20 protein-coding genes and 1 riboswitch are annotated in these 21,202 nt (G+C 36.9%); of the genes, 8 read left to right on the forward strand and 12 right to left on the reverse strand.

From position 1 onward, the window contains the following. Nucleotides 1-24 precede the first annotated feature (24 nt). Nucleotides 25-594, forward strand: coding sequence for a hypothetical protein (locus tag KRODI_RS13175; protein ID WP_013752110.1), 570 nt, complete (start codon nt 25-27; stop codon nt 592-594). A gap of 45 nt (nt 595-639) precedes the next feature. After that, nucleotides 640-2,667, forward strand: coding sequence for a M13 family metallopeptidase (locus KRODI_RS13180; RefSeq protein ID WP_013752111.1), 2,028 nt, complete (start codon nt 640-642; stop codon nt 2,665-2,667). Nucleotides 2,668-2,733: 66 nt separating this feature from the next. Here KRODI_RS13180 and KRODI_RS13185 read toward each other — a convergent pair whose 3' ends face one another. Together KRODI_RS13185 and KRODI_RS13190 are read right to left on the reverse strand one after the other, a co-directional pair. Then, a complete protein-coding gene (locus KRODI_RS13185) occupies nt 2,734-3,474 on the reverse strand; it encodes an SDR family oxidoreductase (protein ID WP_013752112.1) in 741 nt (246 codons plus the stop codon). Nucleotides 3,475-3,648: 174 nt separating this feature from the next. Further along, on the reverse strand, nt 3,649-4,398 hold the full coding sequence (locus KRODI_RS13190; RefSeq protein WP_013752113.1) for an arylesterase: 750 nt from the start codon (nt 4,396-4,398) through the stop codon (nt 3,649-3,651). 26 nt (nt 4,399-4,424) lie between these two features. On the opposite strand from KRODI_RS13190, the gene KRODI_RS13195 reads away from it, so the two are divergent. Beyond that, nucleotides 4,425-5,114: an ABC transporter ATP-binding protein gene (locus KRODI_RS13195; RefSeq protein ID WP_013752114.1), complete on the forward strand. Its 690-nt coding sequence runs from the start codon at nt 4,425-4,427 to the stop codon at nt 5,112-5,114. Between the two features lie 47 nt (nt 5,115-5,161). Further along, the gene (locus KRODI_RS13200) at nt 5,162-7,654 is read left to right on the forward strand and encodes an ABC transporter permease (RefSeq protein ID WP_041295717.1); all 2,493 of its coding nucleotides are present in this window, start codon (nt 5,162-5,164) and stop codon (nt 7,652-7,654) included. Between the two features lie 143 nt (nt 7,655-7,797). On the opposite strand, the gene KRODI_RS13205 is transcribed toward KRODI_RS13200, so the two are convergent. The 6 genes from KRODI_RS13205 to KRODI_RS13230 form a co-directional block, all read right to left on the reverse strand. After that, entirely contained in the window at nt 7,798-8,604 is an 807-nt protein-coding gene (locus KRODI_RS13205; RefSeq protein WP_013752116.1) for a type 1 glutamine amidotransferase domain-containing protein, read from the reverse strand. A gap of 8 nt (nt 8,605-8,612) precedes the next feature. Continuing rightward, the gene (locus KRODI_RS13210; RefSeq protein WP_013752117.1) at nt 8,613-9,773 is read right to left on the reverse strand and encodes an iron-containing alcohol dehydrogenase; all 1,161 of its coding nucleotides are present in this window, start codon (nt 9,771-9,773) and stop codon (nt 8,613-8,615) included. A 35-nt stretch (nt 9,774-9,808) separates the two neighbouring features. After that, entirely contained in the window at nt 9,809-10,807 is a 999-nt protein-coding gene (locus tag KRODI_RS13215) for an NADP-dependent oxidoreductase (RefSeq protein ID WP_013752118.1), read from the reverse strand. Nucleotides 10,808-10,820: 13 nt separating this feature from the next. Beyond that, the gene (locus KRODI_RS13220; RefSeq protein WP_013752119.1) at nt 10,821-11,453 is read right to left on the reverse strand and encodes an NAD(P)H-dependent oxidoreductase; all 633 of its coding nucleotides are present in this window, start codon (nt 11,451-11,453) and stop codon (nt 10,821-10,823) included. Between the two features lie 29 nt (nt 11,454-11,482). Then, on the reverse strand, nt 11,483-12,067 hold the full coding sequence (locus KRODI_RS13225; protein WP_041295718.1) for a TetR/AcrR family transcriptional regulator: 585 nt from the start codon (nt 12,065-12,067) through the stop codon (nt 11,483-11,485). A gap of 243 nt (nt 12,068-12,310) precedes the next feature. After that, entirely contained in the window at nt 12,311-13,210 is a 900-nt protein-coding gene (locus KRODI_RS13230; protein ID WP_013752121.1) for an EamA family transporter, read from the reverse strand. A 166-nt stretch (nt 13,211-13,376) separates the two neighbouring features. Between KRODI_RS13230 and KRODI_RS13235 the strand changes: the two genes are divergently transcribed. Continuing rightward, entirely contained in the window at nt 13,377-14,939 is a 1,563-nt protein-coding gene (locus tag KRODI_RS13235) for an SDR family NAD(P)-dependent oxidoreductase (RefSeq protein WP_013752122.1), read from the forward strand. Between the two features lie 61 nt (nt 14,940-15,000). Beyond that, a complete protein-coding gene (locus KRODI_RS13240) occupies nt 15,001-15,192 on the forward strand; it encodes a cold-shock protein (RefSeq protein ID WP_013752123.1) in 192 nt (63 codons plus the stop codon). Nucleotides 15,193-15,319: 127 nt separating this feature from the next. Here KRODI_RS13240 and thiE read toward each other — a convergent pair whose 3' ends face one another. The 4 genes from thiE to KRODI_RS13260 all read right to left on the reverse strand — a co-directional run bounded on the left by thiE (nt 15,320) and on the right by KRODI_RS13260 (nt 19,151). Next, complete coding sequence (gene thiE, locus KRODI_RS13245; RefSeq protein ID WP_013752124.1) at nt 15,320-15,961, reverse strand: thiamine phosphate synthase; 642 nt, start codon at nt 15,959-15,961, stop codon at nt 15,320-15,322. A 172-nt stretch (nt 15,962-16,133) separates the two neighbouring features. Beyond that, complete coding sequence (locus KRODI_RS13250) at nt 16,134-16,694, reverse strand: DUF4494 domain-containing protein (RefSeq protein WP_013752125.1); 561 nt, start codon at nt 16,692-16,694, stop codon at nt 16,134-16,136. 192 nt (nt 16,695-16,886) lie between these two features. Next, nucleotides 16,887-17,561 carry a fasciclin domain-containing protein gene (locus KRODI_RS13255; RefSeq protein WP_013752126.1) on the reverse strand — a complete coding sequence of 225 codons (675 nt, stop codon included), beginning with the start codon at nt 17,559-17,561 and terminating at the stop codon, nt 16,887-16,889. Between the two features lie 255 nt (nt 17,562-17,816). Then, nucleotides 17,817-19,151, reverse strand: coding sequence for a Na+/H+ antiporter NhaC family protein (locus KRODI_RS13260; RefSeq protein ID WP_013752127.1), 1,335 nt, complete (start codon nt 19,149-19,151; stop codon nt 17,817-17,819). A gap of 36 nt (nt 19,152-19,187) precedes the next feature. Continuing rightward, a riboswitch (SAM-I-IV-variant riboswitch) is annotated at nt 19,188-19,284 on the reverse strand. Nucleotides 19,285-19,679: 395 nt separating this feature from the next. Between KRODI_RS13260 and KRODI_RS13265 the strand changes: the two genes are divergently transcribed. Together KRODI_RS13265 and KRODI_RS13270 are read left to right on the forward strand one after the other, a co-directional pair. Continuing rightward, nucleotides 19,680-20,108, forward strand: coding sequence for a hypothetical protein (locus KRODI_RS13265; protein WP_013752128.1), 429 nt, complete (start codon nt 19,680-19,682; stop codon nt 20,106-20,108). Nucleotides 20,109-20,435: 327 nt separating this feature from the next. Then, complete coding sequence (locus tag KRODI_RS13270; protein WP_013752129.1) at nt 20,436-20,864, forward strand: peptidylprolyl isomerase; 429 nt, start codon at nt 20,436-20,438, stop codon at nt 20,862-20,864. Nucleotides 20,865-21,202 lie beyond the last annotated feature (338 nt).

Genomic DNA, 21,202 nt, shown 5'->3' on the forward strand with positions numbered 1-21,202 from the left:
TCTCAAATTTAATTACATTTGAGAATGATAAAAAAGCTACTTTTTCTCCTCGTAATCAGTTTAATTTCAGTTTCTGCCACTTCACAAACAGAGCTGCCTTCTCAACAATTTTGGAATACGCTCAAGGCTCATTGTGGCAAATCATACCAAGGAGTACTTGAAGAACCTAAAGAAGATGAGGCTTTCGGTGGTAAACAACTCACTATGCATGTGCGTTTTTGCAATGAAAACGAGATTAGAATCCCGTTTTTTGTAGGTGATGATAAGTCGCGTACGTGGATACTGACTATGAATGACGGTATTATCTCGTTAAAACATGATCATCGTCATGAGGATGGTAGCGAGGATGAAGTAAACTTCTATGGAGGTACTGCTAGTAATGCTGGAAAAGCTAATATTCAATTTTTTCCTGCAGATGTCCACACACAGCAAATGATTCCGGGAGCAGCGACTAATGTATGGTGGATTACCGTAGATGAAACTTCATTTACATATAATTTAAGAAGACTGGGTACAGATCGACTATTTACAGTGGTTATGGATCTTACAAATCCTATAGAAACTCCTGGAGCTCCATGGGGATCAGAAGATTAATTTTAATTCTTACATTGATTGTATCTAGATTAAAAGTATAACATTATGAAAAATCTCATTTATTCGGCAGTCATTGCTGTTTTGGTAATTTCTTGCAACACTAAGAATGACGGTCAAGACGAAGCTCATAAAAAGCAACAAGCCATCACCTTTGACGGAATAGATACTTCCATTGCACCGGGAGATAATTTTTACAATCACGTCAATAAAACCTGGTATGACAAAGCCGTTATAGCAGATGACCAAGTAGGAGTAGGAGCCTATAGATTTTTAAATATTCCGCAACAAGAGTTGTTAAAGAATATTTTAGAAGAAGTTTCAACGCAAACTCATCCTAAAGGTTCTGTCGAGCAACTTGTAGGTGATTTTTATGCTTCAGGTATGGATACTTTAAGTATTGATAAACGAGGGATTGAACCTATGGAACCTATTTTCAATCGAATTGAGTTCATTGGTAATGTTTCAGAGATGATGAACTTTGTGAGCACGCAAATCATGAGTGGAGATTATTCGGTAATTGCTCCTTATATATCTCCAGATCAAAAAAACAGTAAGATTAATATTTTACATATTGGTCAGACTGGTTTGGGATTACCTGACCGTGATTATTATTTCAATGAAGATAGCTCTTCAAAAGCTATACAAGAGGCTTATAAAAAGTACCTAGCTACCATATTTGAATTAGTGGGTGAAGATAACGCTTTCGCGAAAGCGGAAACAGTATACAGCATTGAACAACAACTTGCGAGCGCTCATAAAACACGTATCGAGCGCAGAGTCATAAAGGATAATTACAATAAGTTTTCTGTGGAAGATCTAGCAGCTAAACAAGCTGCTATAGGTTGGCCAAAAATGCTAGAAAACTTAGGAGCAAGCGTAGACTCTCTAGACGTTAGACAGCCTGCATACTATGATGCATTAAATAGTATGTTATCAAGTGTGCCACTAGCGCAATGGAAATTATATCTAAAAGCGCATTCTCTAAGCAGTCATGATACTATGTTGAGCACTCCATTTCAAGATGCGGCATTTGCTTATACTAAGGTGATATCTGGACAGTCTGAGCAACAATCTCGATCTAAACGTATGGTGCGCAATGTAGACAGGCAAATTGGGTTTGCATTAGGACAATTATATGTTAAGCGTTACTTCAATGAGGATGCAAAAAAGAGAGCACTGGAACTTGTAAATAATTTTCAAAGCGCACTTGAAGTTCGCATTGAAAACCTAGCATGGATGAGTGATAGCACTAAAGTAAAAGCTAAAGAAAAGCTATATGCTATCAACAAGAAAATAGGATATCCAGATGTATGGCGCGAGTATAATGTGTCAATCGACAGAGGGCAGTTTTTTGAAAACGTAGTAGACTTGCGTAAAGATAGTTATGAATACGAACTTAAACAATTGAATAAAGCGCCTAATCGTGATGAATGGGGTACAACTCCATCCACTGTTACAGCATATTATAACCCATCTCTTAATGAAATAGTGTTTCCTGCAGGAATCTTACAGCCGCCTTATTTTGATCTTTATGCAGACGATGCTGTAAATTATGGAGGTATAGGTATGGTAATAGGACATGAGTTTACACATGCTTTTGATGATCAAGGAGCGCAGTATGACAAAGATGGAAATGTAACAAACTGGTGGACTGATAATGACTACACAAAATTTAAGGCAAAGACGCAGCAAATTATCGAGCAGTATGATTCTTTTACTGTGTTAGATAGTGTACACCTTAAAGGAGCACTCACAGTAGGTGAGAACACTGCAGATAATGGCGGAATCGCAATTGCTTATGATGCTTTTAAAATGACAGAGCAAGGAAAAGACACAATCTCTATAGGCGGTTATACTCCTAATCAACGTTTTTTCATGTCTGTAGCTCGCATATGGAGAGTAAAGACAAGAGATGAGTATTTGCGTAACTATGTTGCTACAGACCCACACTCACCACCTATGTGGCGTGTAAACGGACCATTAATGAACTTTACGCCTTTTTACGAAGCCTTTAATGTTACTGAAGGACAAGAGAACTTTAAGACCGAGGAGGAGCGTATAGAAATTTGGTAAAAAAAATAGGGTATGCTTTCGCGAAAGCATACCCTACATTATTTCTATTGTAATTCTTATCTAAGCTTATTTTTGCTCACTTGGCACAATATACACATCATTAATATTGACACGCGCTGGCTGGCTTAAAGAGTAGTAAATTGCACTTGCAATATCCTCTGCTTCTAGCGTTGTCATTTCTTGCATTCCTTCCATCATTTCCTTGACATCCTCATCTGTGATTGTCTCAGTAAGGCTAGTGCTTACTGCGCCTGGCTCGATAGAGGTAACATTAATTCCATATTCTGGAGCTAGCTCTTGACGTAGTCCTTCAGAAAACATCTTTACGGCGCTCTTTGTAGCGCAATACACAGCTCCACCTGGGAAATAGCGGTGTGCTGCCATGGAAGAGATGTTTATGATATGGCCTCCTTTATTCTTTTTAAGTTCTGGTAAAACGGCTGCAACTCCATTTAATACTCCTTTTATATTTACATCTACCATTTGCATCCACTCATCTGTTTTGAGCTTTTCTACAAAAGATAATGGCATTAATCCTGCATTATTAATAAGGCCGTCTACTTTGCCATATTCTTTTACCGCGGCAGCAACACCTTTATCAAAATCTTCTTTGCTTGTTACATCACCTGTTGCTACAATCGCTTTTCCACCATTATCGGTAATTGCTTTTTGTAGCTCTTGCAATTTATCTTCACTACGAGCCATTAATACCACATTTGCACCGTGTGATGCTAGTTTGTGTGCGGTTGCTTCACCTATACCACTTGATGCTCCTGTTATGATTATTGTCTTATTTGTAAGTTCCATAATTTTGTTTTTTTATAAAATTAAGTGGACTTTACAGCTTTACCATGGGTCTTAATGGTATTTTAAGAAGGTGATAAGAGTGTTTTAACGCATTAGAGCATTGTTAAATGAGAAGATGCAATTTATGATATAACGATATATTTATATTTTCAAATAACTGATAATCAATACTGTTTATTGCTTTTTGGTGAGAAGCTCTTCTAGGGTTTCCCAGACAGTTTCGGCAACAATCTCATGACCTTCTTCTGTAGGATGAATACCATCATTTTGATTAAGAGCTTTAATACCACCTACATCTTTTAAAATAAATGGAATAAAAGCCATATCATTTGACGTTGCAAGCTCAATAAACATACTTTTAAAATTTGCGGTATATACTTGACCAAAATTAGGAGGTAGTTGCATTCCAGCAAGAACAATAGTAGTAGACGGACTTTTGGCACGTACAGCATCAATAATAGCTTGAAGGTTTTCTCTGGTTTCTTCTACAGCAACGCCTCGTAAGCCGTCATTTGCACCAAGTTCTAGCACAAATACATCTATAGGTTGATTTAGTATCCAATCTATCCTGCTTCGACCACCTGCACTGGTTTCTCCGCTTAAGCCTGAGTTTATCACCTCATAATCTAAGTTTAGACTGTCTATTTTGTTTTGGATGAGTGCTGGATAGGCATCATTTGTATCATCTAGGCCATAGCCAGCAGTAATACTATCTCCAAAGAAGAGCAGAGATTTCCTTGAATCATGTATTTCTTCTTGAGAAACCGCTATTGTGGGTTCTTGTACAACTTGTTCTTTTGTAGCCGTATTACTGTTACATGAAGCGAAAGAAATCGACATTATAACAATACTAAACTTTGTGATAATGTATTGTAGCGACTGTGGGCTTTTTAAAGACCATTGTGTTAATTTTATAGAGAACATAATTAGTTGTATTTATTTAAGGAAGCATGTCAAAGATATTAAAGATAAGCGGGCTAGAAAAGACGTATACCAGCGGCTCAAAACAGCTCACCGTATTACAAAATATAGATTTTGAAGTAGAAAAAGGTCAAACTTTTTCTATCATAGGTCCGTCAGGTAGTGGTAAAACGACTCTGCTAGGTTTATGTGCAGGTCTTGACCAGCCTAATGCTGGTACCGTTGAGTTATGCGGTCATAACTTAAGTGCATTAAACGAAGATGAGCGTGCTGCATTACGCAATAAAGAGGTAGGTTTTATCTTCCAGAATTTCCAACTATTACCAACACTTACTGCCATAGAGAATGTGAGTGTTCCTCTTGAACTTCAGGGAGACAAGAATGCTAGTACACGTGCAAAAGAACTACTGGAGCAGGTAGGTCTAGCTGATCGTATAGATCATTATCCTTCCCAACTTTCTGGTGGAGAGCAACAGCGTGTCGCTCTTGCACGAGCTTTCGTAAATAAGCCATCGATACTTTTTGCAGATGAACCTACGGGAAATCTTGATGAAGAAACTGGCGAAAAAGTGATAAAACTCCTTTTTGAACTAAACAAAAGTGCCGGAACTACCTTAGTGATTATATCACACGACTTAGATCTAGCAAATAGAACGCAACAAATCTTACGATTAAAAGGAGGTCAAATTTTAACTAACGAACGCACCACAGCATCTTGAATAATCCAAAACTAATCACTAAGGCAGCTACAAGTTGGTTGTTTAAAATGGCATGGCGGGATGCTAAGGCAAGTAAAGTGCGTTTGTTGCTCTTTATGGCTTCCATCATATTGGGAATTGCAGCGGTGGTTTCCATTCAGCTATTTAGCCAGAATCTTACAGAAAATATACAGCGACAATCTAAAACCCTCATGGGGGCAGATTATATCATTGACAGTAGGCAAGCTCCAAGCGAGCGTGCTCAAGCTATCATAGACTCGCTTCAACCAGATGCATCAGAGGTGAACTTTGTATCTATGATTGCGTTTCCTAAAAATGGAGGAACAAAACTGGTACGTGTAAGAGGTCTAGAAGGCGATTTTCCATTTTATGGATCCATGCAAACTAATCCTGTAAACGCAGGAACTAGTTATCAGGTTAATGGCGGAGCTCTCGTTGACGCTACACTTATGTTACAGTACAGTGTGGTTCCTGGAGATTCTATCAAAGTAGGAGCGATCACGTTGCCTATCATTGGGGAGTTAATATCTATGCCAGGAAGTAGTGCCGTATCAAGTTCTGTTGCACCGCCCGTAATAATCCCTAATCGCTTTATCGCAGAGACGGAGCTATTGCAGTTTGGTAGTCGTAAGGAATATCAATTTTTTTATAAAGCACCGTCCATAGATCTTGAAGCTTTAGAAAAAAACATAGATCCTATTCTCAAATTAGAAAATGCAGATATAGATACGCATACAAGCACCAGCGCACGATTAGGACAGCGATACGAGAATGTAGGAGCATTTCTCAACCTAGCAGCATTTATAGCGCTTCTATTGGGATGCGTAGGTATCGCTAGTTCTGTAAACATCTATATCAAAGAAAAACTGAAAGCCATCGCTGTTTTAAAGTGTATGGGAGCTTCTAGAAAACAGAGTTTTTTAATTTTTCTGATACAAATAGCTGGCATAGGATTAATAGGTGGAATCATAGGCACCATCATAGGTGCAGGTCTACAAGAGTTATTCCCTTATATCCTACAAGAGTTTTTACCTTTTGATGTGACCATAAATATTTCCATACAGCCACTCATCATGGGAGTATTACTTGGTTTATTTATGTCTGTTTTATTTGCGCTATTACCACTTATTCGTACTTGGTATGTGTCTCCATTAGATGTGTTAAGAGTAACGGAAACATCTAATCAAGAAAGTGCAAAAGCTAGATTAGTGGTCGTAGGACTCATTATGGTATCACTGTATTTATTTTCCTTTTGGTTATTAAAGGATGGTCTATTTGCACTTACTTTTGTAGGCGGTGTTATCGTGACATTTGCTGTTTTAGCCGGAGTAGCAAGAGGTACGATGCTCATCGTTAAGAAGTACTTCCCCAAGAAGGCGTCATTCACCATGCGCCAGAGTCTCCTCAATTTATACCGACCTAATAATCAAACTTTAGTATTACTAGTTGCCATAGGTTTAGGTACTTTTTTAATAAGTACGCTTTATTTTACAAAGGATATATTACTTGCCAAAACGGAAGTAGGCAACACTTCAAATAGTGCAAATATCATTACGCTAGACGTCCAGCCAGATCAAGTTGAGGAGGTAGCCACTACTTTCAAAACTAATGACTTACAAGTTATTGATAATATTTCGCTAGTGACTATGCGTATGCACAGTATTAATGGAATTCTAGTAAACGCCTTACGTACAGATAGTACCGCACAAATACGTAAGTGGATTCTCAACCATGAGTTTAGAACTACTTACAGGGATGAGCTTATAGCATCAGAAGAAATTATAGAAGGGGAGTGGATAGACGCTATAGCACCTAACGAACCTATAAAAATTTCTATCTCTGATAATCTTGCAGATGATGCAAATGTGACTGTAGGTGATCCTATTGTTTTTAATGTGCAAGGAGTGCTTATGGAAACTATTGTAGGTAGTATACGCAAGGTTGATTGGGCACGATTACAACTCAATTTCTCCATCGTTTTTCCTAAGGGTGTACTTGAGAATGCTCCTCAATTTAACGTGTTAACTACATATGCAGATACTAAAGAAAAATCGGCGGGATTACAGCGGGATTTAGTCACGGCATTTCCTAACGTCTCTATTATTGATTTAAGACAGGTTTATAATGTGGTAGAAGATATCTTGAGCAAAGTCTCGTGGATAATCAATTTTATGGCATTCTTTAGTATTCTTACAGGGATCATCGTACTTATAGGTTCTGTACGTACGAGTAAATATCAACGCATTAAAGAAAGCGTGCTACTGCGAACATTAGGTGCAAAAAACAAGCAGATTCTTATGATTTCGGCATTTGAGTACTTCTTTCTAGGTGTTTTGGGTAGTTTAGTTGGGATCTTACTGGCATTAGTGAGTAGTTTGATGCTAGCAATATTTGTATTTAAAGAGCCATTTGTCCCATCATTAATCCCATTCCTAGTATTTCTGCCTGGCATCACATCATTGGTTGTGTTTATTGGCCTTAGTAATATAGGAGGTGTATTGCGCAGTTCTCCTCTTGAGGTGCTTAGAAAGGCAGAGTAGGAGGTGTAGCACTATATTCTATGTTTTTATGCTTTCGCGAAAGCGTAACCCTTCTATAGCAAACAAATTAAAGATTATCACACTTTACCGCATAAAAAAAGGTTGCCAAACGGCAACCTTTTCACTTGTAAGAAATACATCAATTACTTGATGCTCTCTAATAATTTATCTGCAACTAGTTCTGATGAAGCTGGGTTTTGACCTGTAATAAGGTTTCCATCTTGGATTGCATATGCAGCCCAATCTTCTTTTTTAGAATAGATACCACCGTTTTTAGTTAGCATGTCTTCTACTAAGAAAGGTACTACCTCAGTAAGTTGTACAGCCTCTTCTTCAGTGTTAGTAAATCCTGTTACTTTTTTCCCTTGTACTAATGGGTTTCCATCAGTTCCTTTTACATCTTTTAATGCAGCTGGAGCGTGACATACGAAAGCAACTGGCTTATCTTGACTATTGAATTTCTCAATAAGTGCGATAGATTTTGCGTCATTTGCAAGATCCCATAATGGTCCGTGACCTCCTGGGTAAAATACAGCGTCAAAATCGTCTGCATTCATATCTGCAAGTACTTTTGTGTTTGCGATAAGGTTTTTTGCAGTTTCGTCTTTGTCAAAACGCTCTGTAGCTTCTGTTGCAGCGTCTGGAGAGTCACTACTTGGATCTATAGGTGCAGCTCCTCCCTTTGGAGTTGCGATTGTAATGTTTACACCTTTGTCAAGTAACGAGTAATATGGCGCAGCAAATTCTTCTACCCAAAATCCTGTTTTCTTTCCAGTGTCTCCTAGTTGGTCGTGTGATGTTAATACAAATAAAACGTTCATTTCTTTTTCTTTTTTGGTTTCTGTTGTTACTTCCGAAACTTTTTCAGAAGTTGTTTTTGTGTTTGATTCCTTACAGCTTGTTGCTGTGATAATAGTTAGCACAAGTGCTAGTGATTGTATAATCTTCATAATTGTTATTAGTAAGCCATTTTGACTATTTTCTCCACATTATCTGGAGTTAGTGATTGGTGTTCTCCTAATCCTTCCCAGCCACGATCTGTAAATCGCTTCGAAATTTTCTCAGCAGTTCCTTCGTAATTTTCTGTGTAATCTGAGAGCTTCGTATCTATTCCTAATTCTTTGAAGAATGCCTCTGTCTTTTCGATAGCAGCATAGGCTTTGTCATCTACACTACCTTCTGTGACGTTCCATACACGTTCTGCATATTGAGCAAGCTTCTCTTTCTTAGCTTCAAAATTGAATTTATAGTGACTAGGAGCAATAACTGCTAGCGTACGTGCGTGATCTATACCAAACATTGCTGTTAGTTCATGACCAATGGCATGTACCGCCCAGTCTGTAGGAACTCCTTTTTGGATCAATCCATTAAGAGCCATGGTACAACTCCACATAAAATCTGCTGCGGCTTTGTAATCTGTTGGGTCTTTAATAACAGTAGGAGCTACCTCGATTAATGTTTGTAAGATACTTTCGGCAAAACGATCTTGTAAACGCGCACCTATAGGGTACGTCATATATTGCTCAAGAACGTGGGTAAATGCATCTGTAAGGCCATTCGCTAGTTGTCGTTCTGGAATAGAAGTAATTACCTGCGGATCTAAGATAGAAAATACTGGAAATAATCCTGGACCTCCCATAGCAAGCTTCTCTTGCGTTTCCTTTCTCGTAATTACAGATCCTGAATTCATCTCAGATCCTGTAGCTGGTAGTGTTAATACCGTTCCAAAAGGCATTCCTTTCTCAGTTTTGATATTCTGTGTAAGAATATCCCAAGGCGTATCTCCTTCATAAAGAGCTGCTGCAGATAAAAACTTAGTTCCATCGATTACAGAACCACCACCCACAGCAAGTAAATATGTAATTTCTTTGTCTTTAATTACCTCTAACGCTTCCATAAGTACTGCATACTCAGGATTTGCAGGAATACCTCCAAACTCAGTAACATGTACATCTGATAGTGCTGTTTTTACTTGGTCATAAATTCCATTTTTCTTGATACTTCCACCACCATATAATAATAGCACTTTGGCATCTGCAGGAATTTCTTCACTCAGCTTTGCAATCGTATCCTTTCCAAAGATGACTTTAGTCGGATTCTTAAATTCAAAATTGTTCATCGTACTTTTCTTTTTCTTTTTTCTTTCAATAATCTTTAGATCTTTACGACCATTTTCCCTTTGTTTTTACCTTCAAACAAGTCGATAAAAGCTGTTGGGATATTTTCAAAACCTTCTACTACAGTTTCCGTGTAAGTGAGTTTACCTTCAGATAACCATGTAGCCAGTTGTTTCATAGCCTCAGGAAATTTTTCTGCATAGTTCGAGACAATAAAACCTTGCATTAGTGCGCTATTTTTAACTAAAAATGGCTGTACACTCATACTCATTGGTATTTCTGTATTGTTGTACACAGAGATTGCTCCACAAATAATCATTCTTGCAAAACGATTAATATTTACGAGCACTGCGTCAGAGATGGGTCCACCTACATTATCAAAGTAAACATCTACACCATCTGGCGCTGCAGCTTTTATTGCCGCCGCCATATCATCTGTAGTGTTGTAGTTGATAGCTGCATCAAAGCCAAATTTGTCTTTAAGCATTGCTACCTTCTCATCAGTTCCAGCAATTCCTACTACGCGTAGTCCTAATATCTTTCCAATCTGTCCTACAACACTACCTACAGCTCCGGCTGCACCAGAAACAACGAGCGTTTCTCCAGCTACAGGTTTTCCTATTTCATGTAACCCTAGAAAAGCTGTTAGTCCAGTCATTCCTAAAATACCTAGGTACGCACTTAGCGATGCTTTTGATGGATCTACTTTAAGAAGTCCTTCTCCTGTGTGCACTTGAGCAGTTGCCCAATCTAGCATTCCAGAAACATAATCACCTTCCTTAAAAGCGTCATTATTAGATGCTGTTACTTTTGCAACTACACCAGAGTGTATAGGTTTACCTATTTCAAAGGGTGCAATGTATGACTTTGCATCACTCATTCTACCTCGTAAATAAGGATCTACAGAAACATATGCTGCCTCTACCAAAATTTCACCCTTACCAGCAGATAAGTTTTTTTCGTCTGTCACAAATTCAAAATTTGATACAGATGGTGTTCCTTCTGGTCTACTTTTTAATAATATATTTTTAGTCATCGCTATATATCTTTTACTCTATTACAGTTACCATATCTTCCATAGGCTTTCTCACCTTTACAAGATTTACTAACCAGTCTTCATCTTCTTTTCTGTAACCTAAAGGAAGTAATACTGCACTGCGTAAACCTTTTTCGCGTAAGCCTAATATTTTATCTACTTCTGTAGCGTCAAAACCTTCTAGTGGTGTTGCATCTACATTTTCATAAGCTGCGGCGATAATTGCGTGCGAAAAAGCGATATATGCTTGTCTTGCAGCGTGCTCAAAGTTTTCTTGCTCGTCTTTTTGAGGATAAGAGTCTAGTAACATCTGGCGGTAATTTTCCCAACCTTCATTTTTAAATCCTCTTATATCATTAGTAAGATCAAACATGTAGTTGATTCTCTCAGGAGTATATGTGTCCCAAGCTGCAAAAACTAATAAGTGTGAACAATCAGTAATTACAGACTGGTTCCAGGCCGCAGGTCTTATTTGTTCTTTAATATCCTGGTTCTTAATCACCATAACCTCAAAAGGCTGTAGTCCGCTTGAAGTAGGAGCAAGTCTTGTAGCTTCTAAAATTCTTTCAATTTTATCTTCGGCTACTTTTTCACCATTCATTGCCTTTGCGGCATATCTCCAGTTTAACTTATCTAATAAATCCATATTCTTATTATTTACGTTCTTGTTGTTTTTTATTGACATGCTTTAATACTACTCCATGCAGATTGATAAGCTTCTTCCATGTGAGTTTTATCTAATTGAAATGCTCCTCGCTTTTGGGTCATCATTAAAAATGAAAGCGGATTAATTGCATATGCGTATAGTATAAAATCTGATAATGGTTTGATAATTCCTTCCTTTTTACCGCGTTCCCATAAGTCGAGTAGGGGCTGTAAGTGCTTTATTCCTTCTTGTCTGCTTTCCTCATCAATCATAGGAGTGTTATCACACTGAGCAAGAAACATTGCTTTCTCACATTCCTTTAACTTGAAATCTGCAATACGTTTCCAGATGTACTCAAAACCTGACTCTACTGGGAGCGAAGCATCATAAGATGCAAATGCATACTCTGTATATGACGCCTTAACTTCTACATAAGTTTTATTAACGAGGTCTTGTTTATTTTCAAAATAGAGATAGATAGTGGCAGGAGAAACGCTTGCCATTTTGGCAATTTTACTCATAGGTGTAGCGTGAAAACCATTATTGTTTACAAGCTCTATGGTCGCCTTTACAAGCGCATTACGTTTATCTATACTTTTTTGAAGTTTTGCCATGTTATTTAATTGCTGCAGCAAAGGTAGTGTTAAAAATGAACGTTCATTCTTTTTTAACAAACATTTAATTTGATAGCTGCAAGTGAAATAATATTCATGTTTTACCTAAAGCACGTTGAATAATCAGGAAGGCGAGTAGGTGGGATGTTACGCTTTCGCGAAAGCGTAAAAAGGATACAAATTATTTATGATGAAAAATTATCTATGGAATATTATAAGTTAGTTATGGCGAACGGCAGCTTACTAAGAATATAAAATGAGGAAGACCCCAATTAATATACCTGCGAGCGGAACCAATTTCTTGCGCTTATTCTTTTCCTTGAACACTAGTCCACCAATAACTACTGCTATTATAAGTTGGCTACGTTTTATTGCCGAGAGTAACATGATAAGCGCATCTGGATCCTGCAGTGATTTGAAGTAAAAATAATCGGCGGTTTGTAACAAGATACCTACGGCAATAATCGTCCACCTAAAGGTAAATGCACTTCTTTTTTCGGCTTTAGGAAACCATGTAATTGAGAGTATTACTAGTAACATCAAAATAGTATACCAACAAAACCAAAACTGCAACGTTTGTGGATTAAGCACCAGATTCTGAATTAAGAACTTGTCGTACAATCCGCTGGAGGCTCCTAGAAAAGTAGCACCTACAATTGCAAAAATCCATTTGTTTTTTCTAAAGTGAATCCCTTCTTTCTTACCAATATTTGCATACAGAATTACTGATAGAATAATCACAAAGAAACCCACCCATTGTAGTGCATTAGGTTGTTCTCTATAAATAAATATTGCTCCTAAAAATGTAAAAAACGGTCCAGCAGATCGTATAGGAGTGACTATGGTGATAGGTAAGTGCTTTAAAGCTTGGTATGCTAGAATCCATGAAGCGGTCATAATCATGGATTTTATAATGATAAAACCATGCGTTTTCCATGGAATAGGAGTGATATAAAACCCTATTTCTCGAGTGTATTCTGGAAAAAATCTTGAACCTATAAAAAATGGCAGTATTAATACAAAACCTGCACATAGTGTTCCTAACAATATTGGTAACACCTCGTTACCTTGTACAGCATGTTTCTTTGCTAAGTTGTGTAATCCCAGAAAAAGTGCGGCCAGTAAGCCTAAATACATCCACATGGCGCGAATATACTTTTTTGTGAGATTTTAAAGTGCGTAGTATTGAGGATTCTCAAAGCTTTCGCGAAAGCGTAATTCAAATATATTTCAAGAAGAATACGAGTATTTATCATCTTCATAAAACGCAGTATAATTACCTTTGCAAAAAATATGATTGCAGTTCATTATGCCCGAAGATCAAAGTAAAAACGCCCAAGATAAAAGTCTCTCTCAACAAGAAATTGATGCATGTATTAATACATTGCAGCAACTAGTAGCCGATACAAATCAGCTTTTTGAGCTTCCAGAAGAACAGCGTACAGAGCTTCTCAAAGCTTCAGGAATGTTATCTCGTCCTAATCGAGATGAGTTTCAGCGTAGGAGGAAAGACGCCAAGAAGGCTGCCAAACGTAAGATGATTACTAGAGATAAGCACGCTCGTAAAACTACAGGAATACGCTCTGCTAGAGAAGCATCGCTTTTTGTAGCACCTAAGTTACTTGGCGCAGCTGCAATTCCAGAAGATACTCCAGAACTTGAGTCTCCAAGAAACTGCTATGTATGTAAAACAGTTTACACAAAGCTACACCACTTTTATGACACGATGTGTACTTCATGCGGTGATCTTAATTATGCAAAACGTTTTCAAACAGCCGACCTTAATGGTCAAGTAGCGGTAATAACTGGATCGCGATTAAAAATAGGATACCATATAACCCTCATGTTATTACGCTCTGGTGCGACGGTGGTAGCAACCACACGTTTTCCAGCAGATAGCGCTATACGATATGCAAAGGAAGAAGATTATGGTGACTGGAGCGACCGTTTACACATTCATGGACTGGATTTACGTCATATACCAAGTGTAGAGATATTTTGTAATTATATAGAGCAGAAGTACGATAGGCTAGATATACTAATTAATAATGCGGCACAAACGGTGCGTAGGCCATCTGGTTTTTATTTCCACTTAATGGAAAATGAAAAACTACCAGTAGATCAACTTCCTAAGCTCGCACAGCCACTCTTACAAAATCACATTACCTGCTTGCAGGAGTTATCAGATTTAAGCGTAAGTACTGCAAAAACTAGTAAGAATAATGTCTTGCCAGTTACTTGGCATGGGCCTGAACCAGGAATAGGTCTGCGCAACTCGGCAGAGCTTTCTCAGATTCCTTATAGTTTTGATAATTCGTTACAAACTAGCGAAGTCTTTCCAGAAGGAAAACTAGATGCAGATTTACAACAAGTAGATTTACGTAAGACTAATAGCTGGCGTTTAAAACTAGGTGAGATAGAAACTACTGAGATGGTAGAGGTACAGCTAGTTAATGCCGTGGCGCCTTTTGTATTGTGTAACCGTCTGTCTAATCTCATGATGAAAGAAAATACTGGACAGAAGCATATCATTAATGTGTCTGCTATGGAAGGTAAATTTCACCGTTTTAAAAAGGAGGATAGACACCCGCATACCAATATGGCAAAGGCTGCATTAAATATGCTTACACATACTTCTTCTGCCACATTTGCAAAGTCTGGAATATATATGAATGCCGTAGATACGGGATGGGTGACAGATGAGGACCCTGCAGAGCTATCAAAAAAGAAAGTAGAAGTACATGATTTTCAACCACCATTAGACATCGTAGATGGCGCTGCTAGGGTGATGGATCCACTTATTGATGGAATTAATACAGGTAAACATTGGTCTGGAAAATTTTTAAAAGACTATTTTCCTATAGATTGGTAATCTTTAGTTGTACTTTTGCTCCGTGATAAAAAATAATCACAATTATTAAATACATTATATTATGAATAACGGAACAGTAAAATTTTTCAACGACACTAAAGGATTTGGTTTTATTACAGAAGAAGGTGTTGAAAAAGACCACTTTGTACACATTTCAGGGTTAATCGACGAGATTCGCGAAGGTGATCAAGTTGAATTTGAACTTAAAGAAGGTAACAAAGGATTAAACGCAGTAAACGTAAGAGTTATCTAATACATATACTTCAAGTTTTAATAAAAGCCCATCTATTAAATTAGATGGGCTTTTTGTTTATAATCTTTTTCACGCTTTCGCGAAAGCGCAATCAAAACCAATCATCATTAATATAAGCAACGCTTTTTTATTCAAAACTATGACGCTGTTCTTGTGTAGAAGATGCTCCTAGCAGCTCATTAAACGAGCGAATGCTATTAAATTCTGTTGTAATTGCTTGAGAAACTGCAATACCATCGATACCCGCTTCCAAAATATTTTTGACGTCATTAAGGGTGATGCCTCCTACAGCCAGCATAGGAGTAGTGGTAGCTAGCTCGTCAATGATTGCTTTATAACCAGAAGTTCCTAGTGTTTTCGCTGTGGTTTCTTTTGTAGTAGTAGTGCTGTAAGGTCCTAGACTAATATAATCCACTTGCTTCTCAATTAGTGCCTCACAATCTTGTAAAGTATGTGCGGTACCTCCTATAATTTGCCAAGTGTATAAGTGTTTTCTAGCAGTTATAGGGCAGGCATCTGCGCTTCCTAGGTGCACTCCATCTGCTTTTACCTCTTTTGCAATTTTATAATCATCATTAATAATTAACCGTGTCTGGAAATGAGCGGTAATCTCTCTAGCTTCTTGTGCAATGGCAAGCAGTTTTTTTTGAGAACAGTCTTTTACACGGAGTTGCACGAGCTCAGCTCCGGCATTACATGCTTTTTGTATATGTTCTATGTGCTCTTTGAGTGAGCTTCCTTGCGATATGTAATGAAGTTTTGGAATCATAATCTTCTTATTTAATAACTACGTAAAACGGTTATATAGTAATCTAGCAAAGATACTCATCCCGCGTGGGTCTTACTGTAGTTATGATGAGCATGTGTTATTAAAAACAAAAGGCTGCCTATATGTTTATAAGCAGCCTCTTTATCGTAGATCTTACGTAAGATCTACTGGTTTATTCTTCTTCGGTAGTAAGTGAGTCTGCCATGGCTTGCTCCTTATTCTCGCTATAATCTACAGGAACAGAATCTTTAATCCTAGTAAATTCTTCTAGACGCTCTAGATCATCTTCCTCACCAGAAAAGTATGGGAAGACATCCATAATAGGTGACTCAGATACTGCTGGGATTGTATATTCTCCCATCGTATCTTTCATAGTGACAACAGTATTATCAAAGGCTTCTTTTACATCATTTGCTTGTACAAGCAAGTATTGATTAGTCTTACGTTCTTTGCCGCTTTCCTCATCATAAGCGATGAGTGAGACACGAGATTTAAACCATCTATCAGAATTTTCAAATGGGTGAATCTCTGCGTAGTTTGCTACTTTTATGTTTGTGATTTTGATTTCTTCGCTATCACTTAAGTAAGCTGTCATTTCTTGTGTTATTCTACTTTCTGCTTCTGTGTAAGAAATAGCATCTACAAGAAAAGGCTCTGTTTTTACCTTTTGAGTTCCTGATGCTTCATCAAATTTTCTATACTTTACTTTGCACTCATACCAAGTTGCACTCATATATCTTTTATTTTAAGATTGCCAAAAATAGGGGTTAGCTCAAGGCGAAAAAGTAAAAAACGACAATAGATATTCACAATCTCAAAAGTGTGAAGCTAGCGCTTTATATACGAGAGAATTACTAGTAATTAAAACAAAAAAAAGCGCCATCTGCAATGTACAGTGACGCTTTCAAAATTGGGTATTTTAAAATTATTTAGCTGGTAAAACTACGGTATCTACTACGTGTATTACACCATTAGACTGGTTTACATCTGCAATAGTTACTGTAGAGCTGTTTCCGTTTTGATCCATAAGAACTACAGACGATCCTTTTACAGAAGCCATTAATTTCCCACCGTTTACAGTAGTAAAGGTTGCTGTACCATTATTCTTTTTGATCTCGCTCATAATAGCCGCTGCATCATATTTTCCTGCAACTACATGGTATGTAAGTACACCTTGTAAAGCAGTTTTACTTTCTGGCTTAAGTAATGTTGCAACCGTTCCTTCTGGAAGTTTTTCAAAAGCAGCATTTGTTGGGGCAAAAACTGTAAATGGTCCTTCACCTTGTAAAGTCTCTACAAGACCTGCAGCTTTTACTGCAGCAACTAGTGTTGTATGGTCTTTTGAGTTTACTGCGTTCTCTATTATGTTTTTAGAAGGATACATTGCTGCTCCACCTACCATTACTGTCATTTCATCCATCATGTCTTCACCCTCAGACATTGTATCGTCCATCATGTCCTTACCTTCAGACATTTTATCATCCATCATTTCTTTTTGGTTTGATACTTCCTCTTTACCAACATTTTTTGAGCCTTCACATGAAGCTAGTGATAAAAGTCCTGCACAAAGTGCCATTGATAATACGTTTACTGTTTTCATAATTGTTTAGTGTTTGTGTTATTTAGATTTACATATATAACGCAGCAACTTCCCGTACGGTTCTCAGTAGGGTTTGATTTTGGGATAGGTTTAACAATAAAGCCCTAAATTCTTATGAATTGCCAATTTATATAAGAAAAGAGGCAATTTGGCTAAAAAAAAGTTTTGTTTGGAGTATCTCTTTTTCCGCTTTTGGAATTTTTTTTATATGAATGCAACACGTTCGTAGTGCTCACATTGTGCTTTGCGATGTACTTATGCAGCTTTCGCGAAAGCGTGCTTTTTTGTATCACTTCTAAAGATGATATATAAGATGGTAACTACAAACAGCAATAGTAAATACCAAGTATTACCTACAAGATCTAAGTAATTGATATTACCTTTTGAAAAACTTAGAATCATTAAAACCTGCGCTCCATAAGGAAGTAAGCCCTGAAAGATACATGCAAAAATATCTAGAATGGAAGCTGTTTTCTTATTGTCTAAGGCATATTCATCATTAATGGTTTTTGCAATAGGACCAGCAACAATAATAGATACCGTGTTATTTGCAATTGCCATATTGATAGTGCTCACTAACGCAGCAATACCTAATTGTGCCGTTTTTTTACTTTTGATAAGTTTTTTGATATTCACTAATATAAACTCAATCCCGCCATTACTAGCCACAAGAGCAGCAAGACCACCGGTAAGTAGTGACAATAAGAAAATCTCCGTCATATTTGTAAAACCTGTATAAGCAATCTTTGTAGACTCTATAATCGTAAAATCACCATAAATAATACCTAACAATGCTGCTGCAAGTACACCTACAAGAAGCGTTACAAAAACGTTGAGTCCTATGACAGAGAGAATAATGACAAGGACATAAGGTGCAATTTTAATTACATCATATTCATAAACAACGGTCTCTGTTACATCTGTTGTGAGATCTACTCCTTGAAAAATAAAAATAGCAATAGTAATGAGCGCTGCGGGAACAGCAATTTTTATATTTTGCTTGAATTTATCACTCATTTTTGTACCCAGAGATTGGGTCGCAGCTATCGTAGTATCTGAAATTACGGAGAGGTTATCACCAAACATACTACCACCTAGCAAGGCACCACAAAGTATGGCAAGGTCTGCACTACTTTTATCTGCAAAACCTACCACAATGGGTGCTAGCGCGACAATTGCACCCACAGATGTCCCTGTAGAAACCGATAAAAACCCAGCAATGACAAAAATACCTACGTAGATATATTGTATCGCAATATAATCTAAGCCTAAATTTACAATCGCATCCACACTCCCTGTAGCATTAGTAATTGCGGCAAATGCCCCAGCCAGTAAATAAATAAGGCACATGGTTAAAATTTTGTCATCACCACAACCTTTAAGTAAGATGTCAATCTTAGCATTTATAGTCTGTTTAAACATTATAAAAGCCACGATGATTCCTGCAATAACCGCCATAGGGGCAGGCAGCGCATAGAAGTCATCTTGATAAATACCAACTCCTAAAAATGTTATTACAAATACAAATAGCGGAACTAGGGCTGAAAATTTTGGGAAAATTTGTGTAGTCTGTGTCATGTTCTTCTTCATTCTTGCAAGGAGATAATAGCAATTTAGATAGAAGTATGAGTTAACATTGTTTCCAACTAATTGGCTTATCTATTTAGCACCTTGCTCGTTATTGCAGGTTGCTATCTCCTAATTGAGATTCTTGATAAATAATTTAAGGGTGCAAAACTAGTGTTCAAATAATATTCTAAACCTTAAAAAAGGTTAATTTTTCAATATTTATGTAATTAAATAGCTGAAAGTATAATTTGTACTTGCATACAGTCATTTATAAGATTGATATTCTTTTAAACGATTTGTACTCTGACGATATCATCCCACTTACAATACAAGAGAACCCATTTATTTTTATAATAGACTCATCAATCCTTTATTTATGATATAGTTGACCTGTATAATTAGTTTTTTATGTGCGTTTTAAGTTTTTTAACGCTTTCGCGAAAGCGTAACATCCATCTAGAAGTACATTTTCTTTACCTTTTTAGTACATCGTTATAGTGGTTATGCAATCCTACTTTTTTTAAGAAATAATTATCTTTGCACCCCTTTATGAAAAACGACACATTACAACTAATAGATTTTGTCACAAGCGAACTCTCGAAAGCTGGTTTTACCATTGCGCCAGATACTAATAGAGTAGCAGGCCTTGACTTTCTCATCACAGCACCTACGGGTAAAACAAGCGAGCTACAACTACGTTCTATCCAAGTAGAAGATGAGGAAAATATTAAAATACAAAAGCTTGATTATGGACAGGTTGCAGGACACCGTTTTTTAGGTTTAGTGACAGTCATAGAGGATGCTCCAAGAGCTTTTTATATCATTCCATCTGCTACGTTTACAAAGGCAGATAATGTGATATTCTTTGAGCATCCTATGGAAATGATGCCGCATTTGAGTCACTGGGAGGTAAAAGTATTTACAGGAGCTATTCCTAAGTTGGCTCAATATGAAATAAGCAATTTTTATAAGATCTAATAATCAATTTTCAACCAGTAAAAGATAACCAATTGCACTAGTATCTTATTGAATAGCGTTCAAGCTTCTCTGTGATTAAGAGTAGTTTTGCGCACAATTCAAATGAATCAAGATCGTGAGAGGGGCTCACGATTTTTGAGTTTATAAAGGTCTGGCAGGGGTGTCAGGCCTTTATTTTTGAGATAATATTGGTTATTATGAATCATCGTAAAACTACATATCACAGTACAAGCTTTTACAGTCTTTAGATTCATTGATGGATTCCTTCGTAAGCCGATTTTCTTCTTGTAGTTTTGTAAATTATAATTGGATTAAAAACAAGTAATTATGAGTAAAGTAAAAGAAAGTGATGTAGTAAAAGTACACTACACAGGAAAATTAGAAGATGGACAGGTGTTTGATAGCTCTTTACAAAGAGAACCTTTACAGGTTGAACTTGGAAAAGGTCAACTTATCCCAGGATTTGAGAATGCTTTAATAGATATGGCGGTTAACGAGAAGAAAACGGTTACTATAACTAAAGAAGAAGCATACGGAGACGTACAACAAGAGTTATTTCAAACGGTACCCAAAACACAATTACCTGAAGAAATCAAACCTGAAGTAGGAGTTATATTAGTAGCTTCTAGACCTGATGGTTCTGAGCAGCAGTTACGTGTATCTGAAGTAAATGAAGATCACATCATTGTAGATGCAAACCACCCACTAGCAGGACAAACTCTCGAGTTTGAACTTGAATTACTAGAAATCGCATAATACACGATTTTTATAAGATATAAAACGCCTTAGCTATGCTAGGGCGTTTTTTTTATGGATAACACTTTCGTAACTATGAAAAACTTATATAAACCAGGTTCTTAAAGTCCACGTTTCAAATACACGATAATCATTACTTAAAATTCTTTGAAATGAACATCCATAAAAGAAATTAATATATCCTATAAAAAGATTTAAGTTTCAATTACTGTTTTTAAGCACCTAACAACAGAAATTTCGATTATAAATAATGTATTATTACAATAATTAATTGTTTATAATTTAAAAAAAATAGTAAATTATTGAATTATAAATAGAATATTAAACTAATCAATTCA

It is taken from the genome of Dokdonia sp. 4H-3-7-5 (assembly GCF_000212355.1).
Lineage (GTDB): Bacteria > Bacteroidota > Bacteroidia > Flavobacteriales > Flavobacteriaceae > Dokdonia.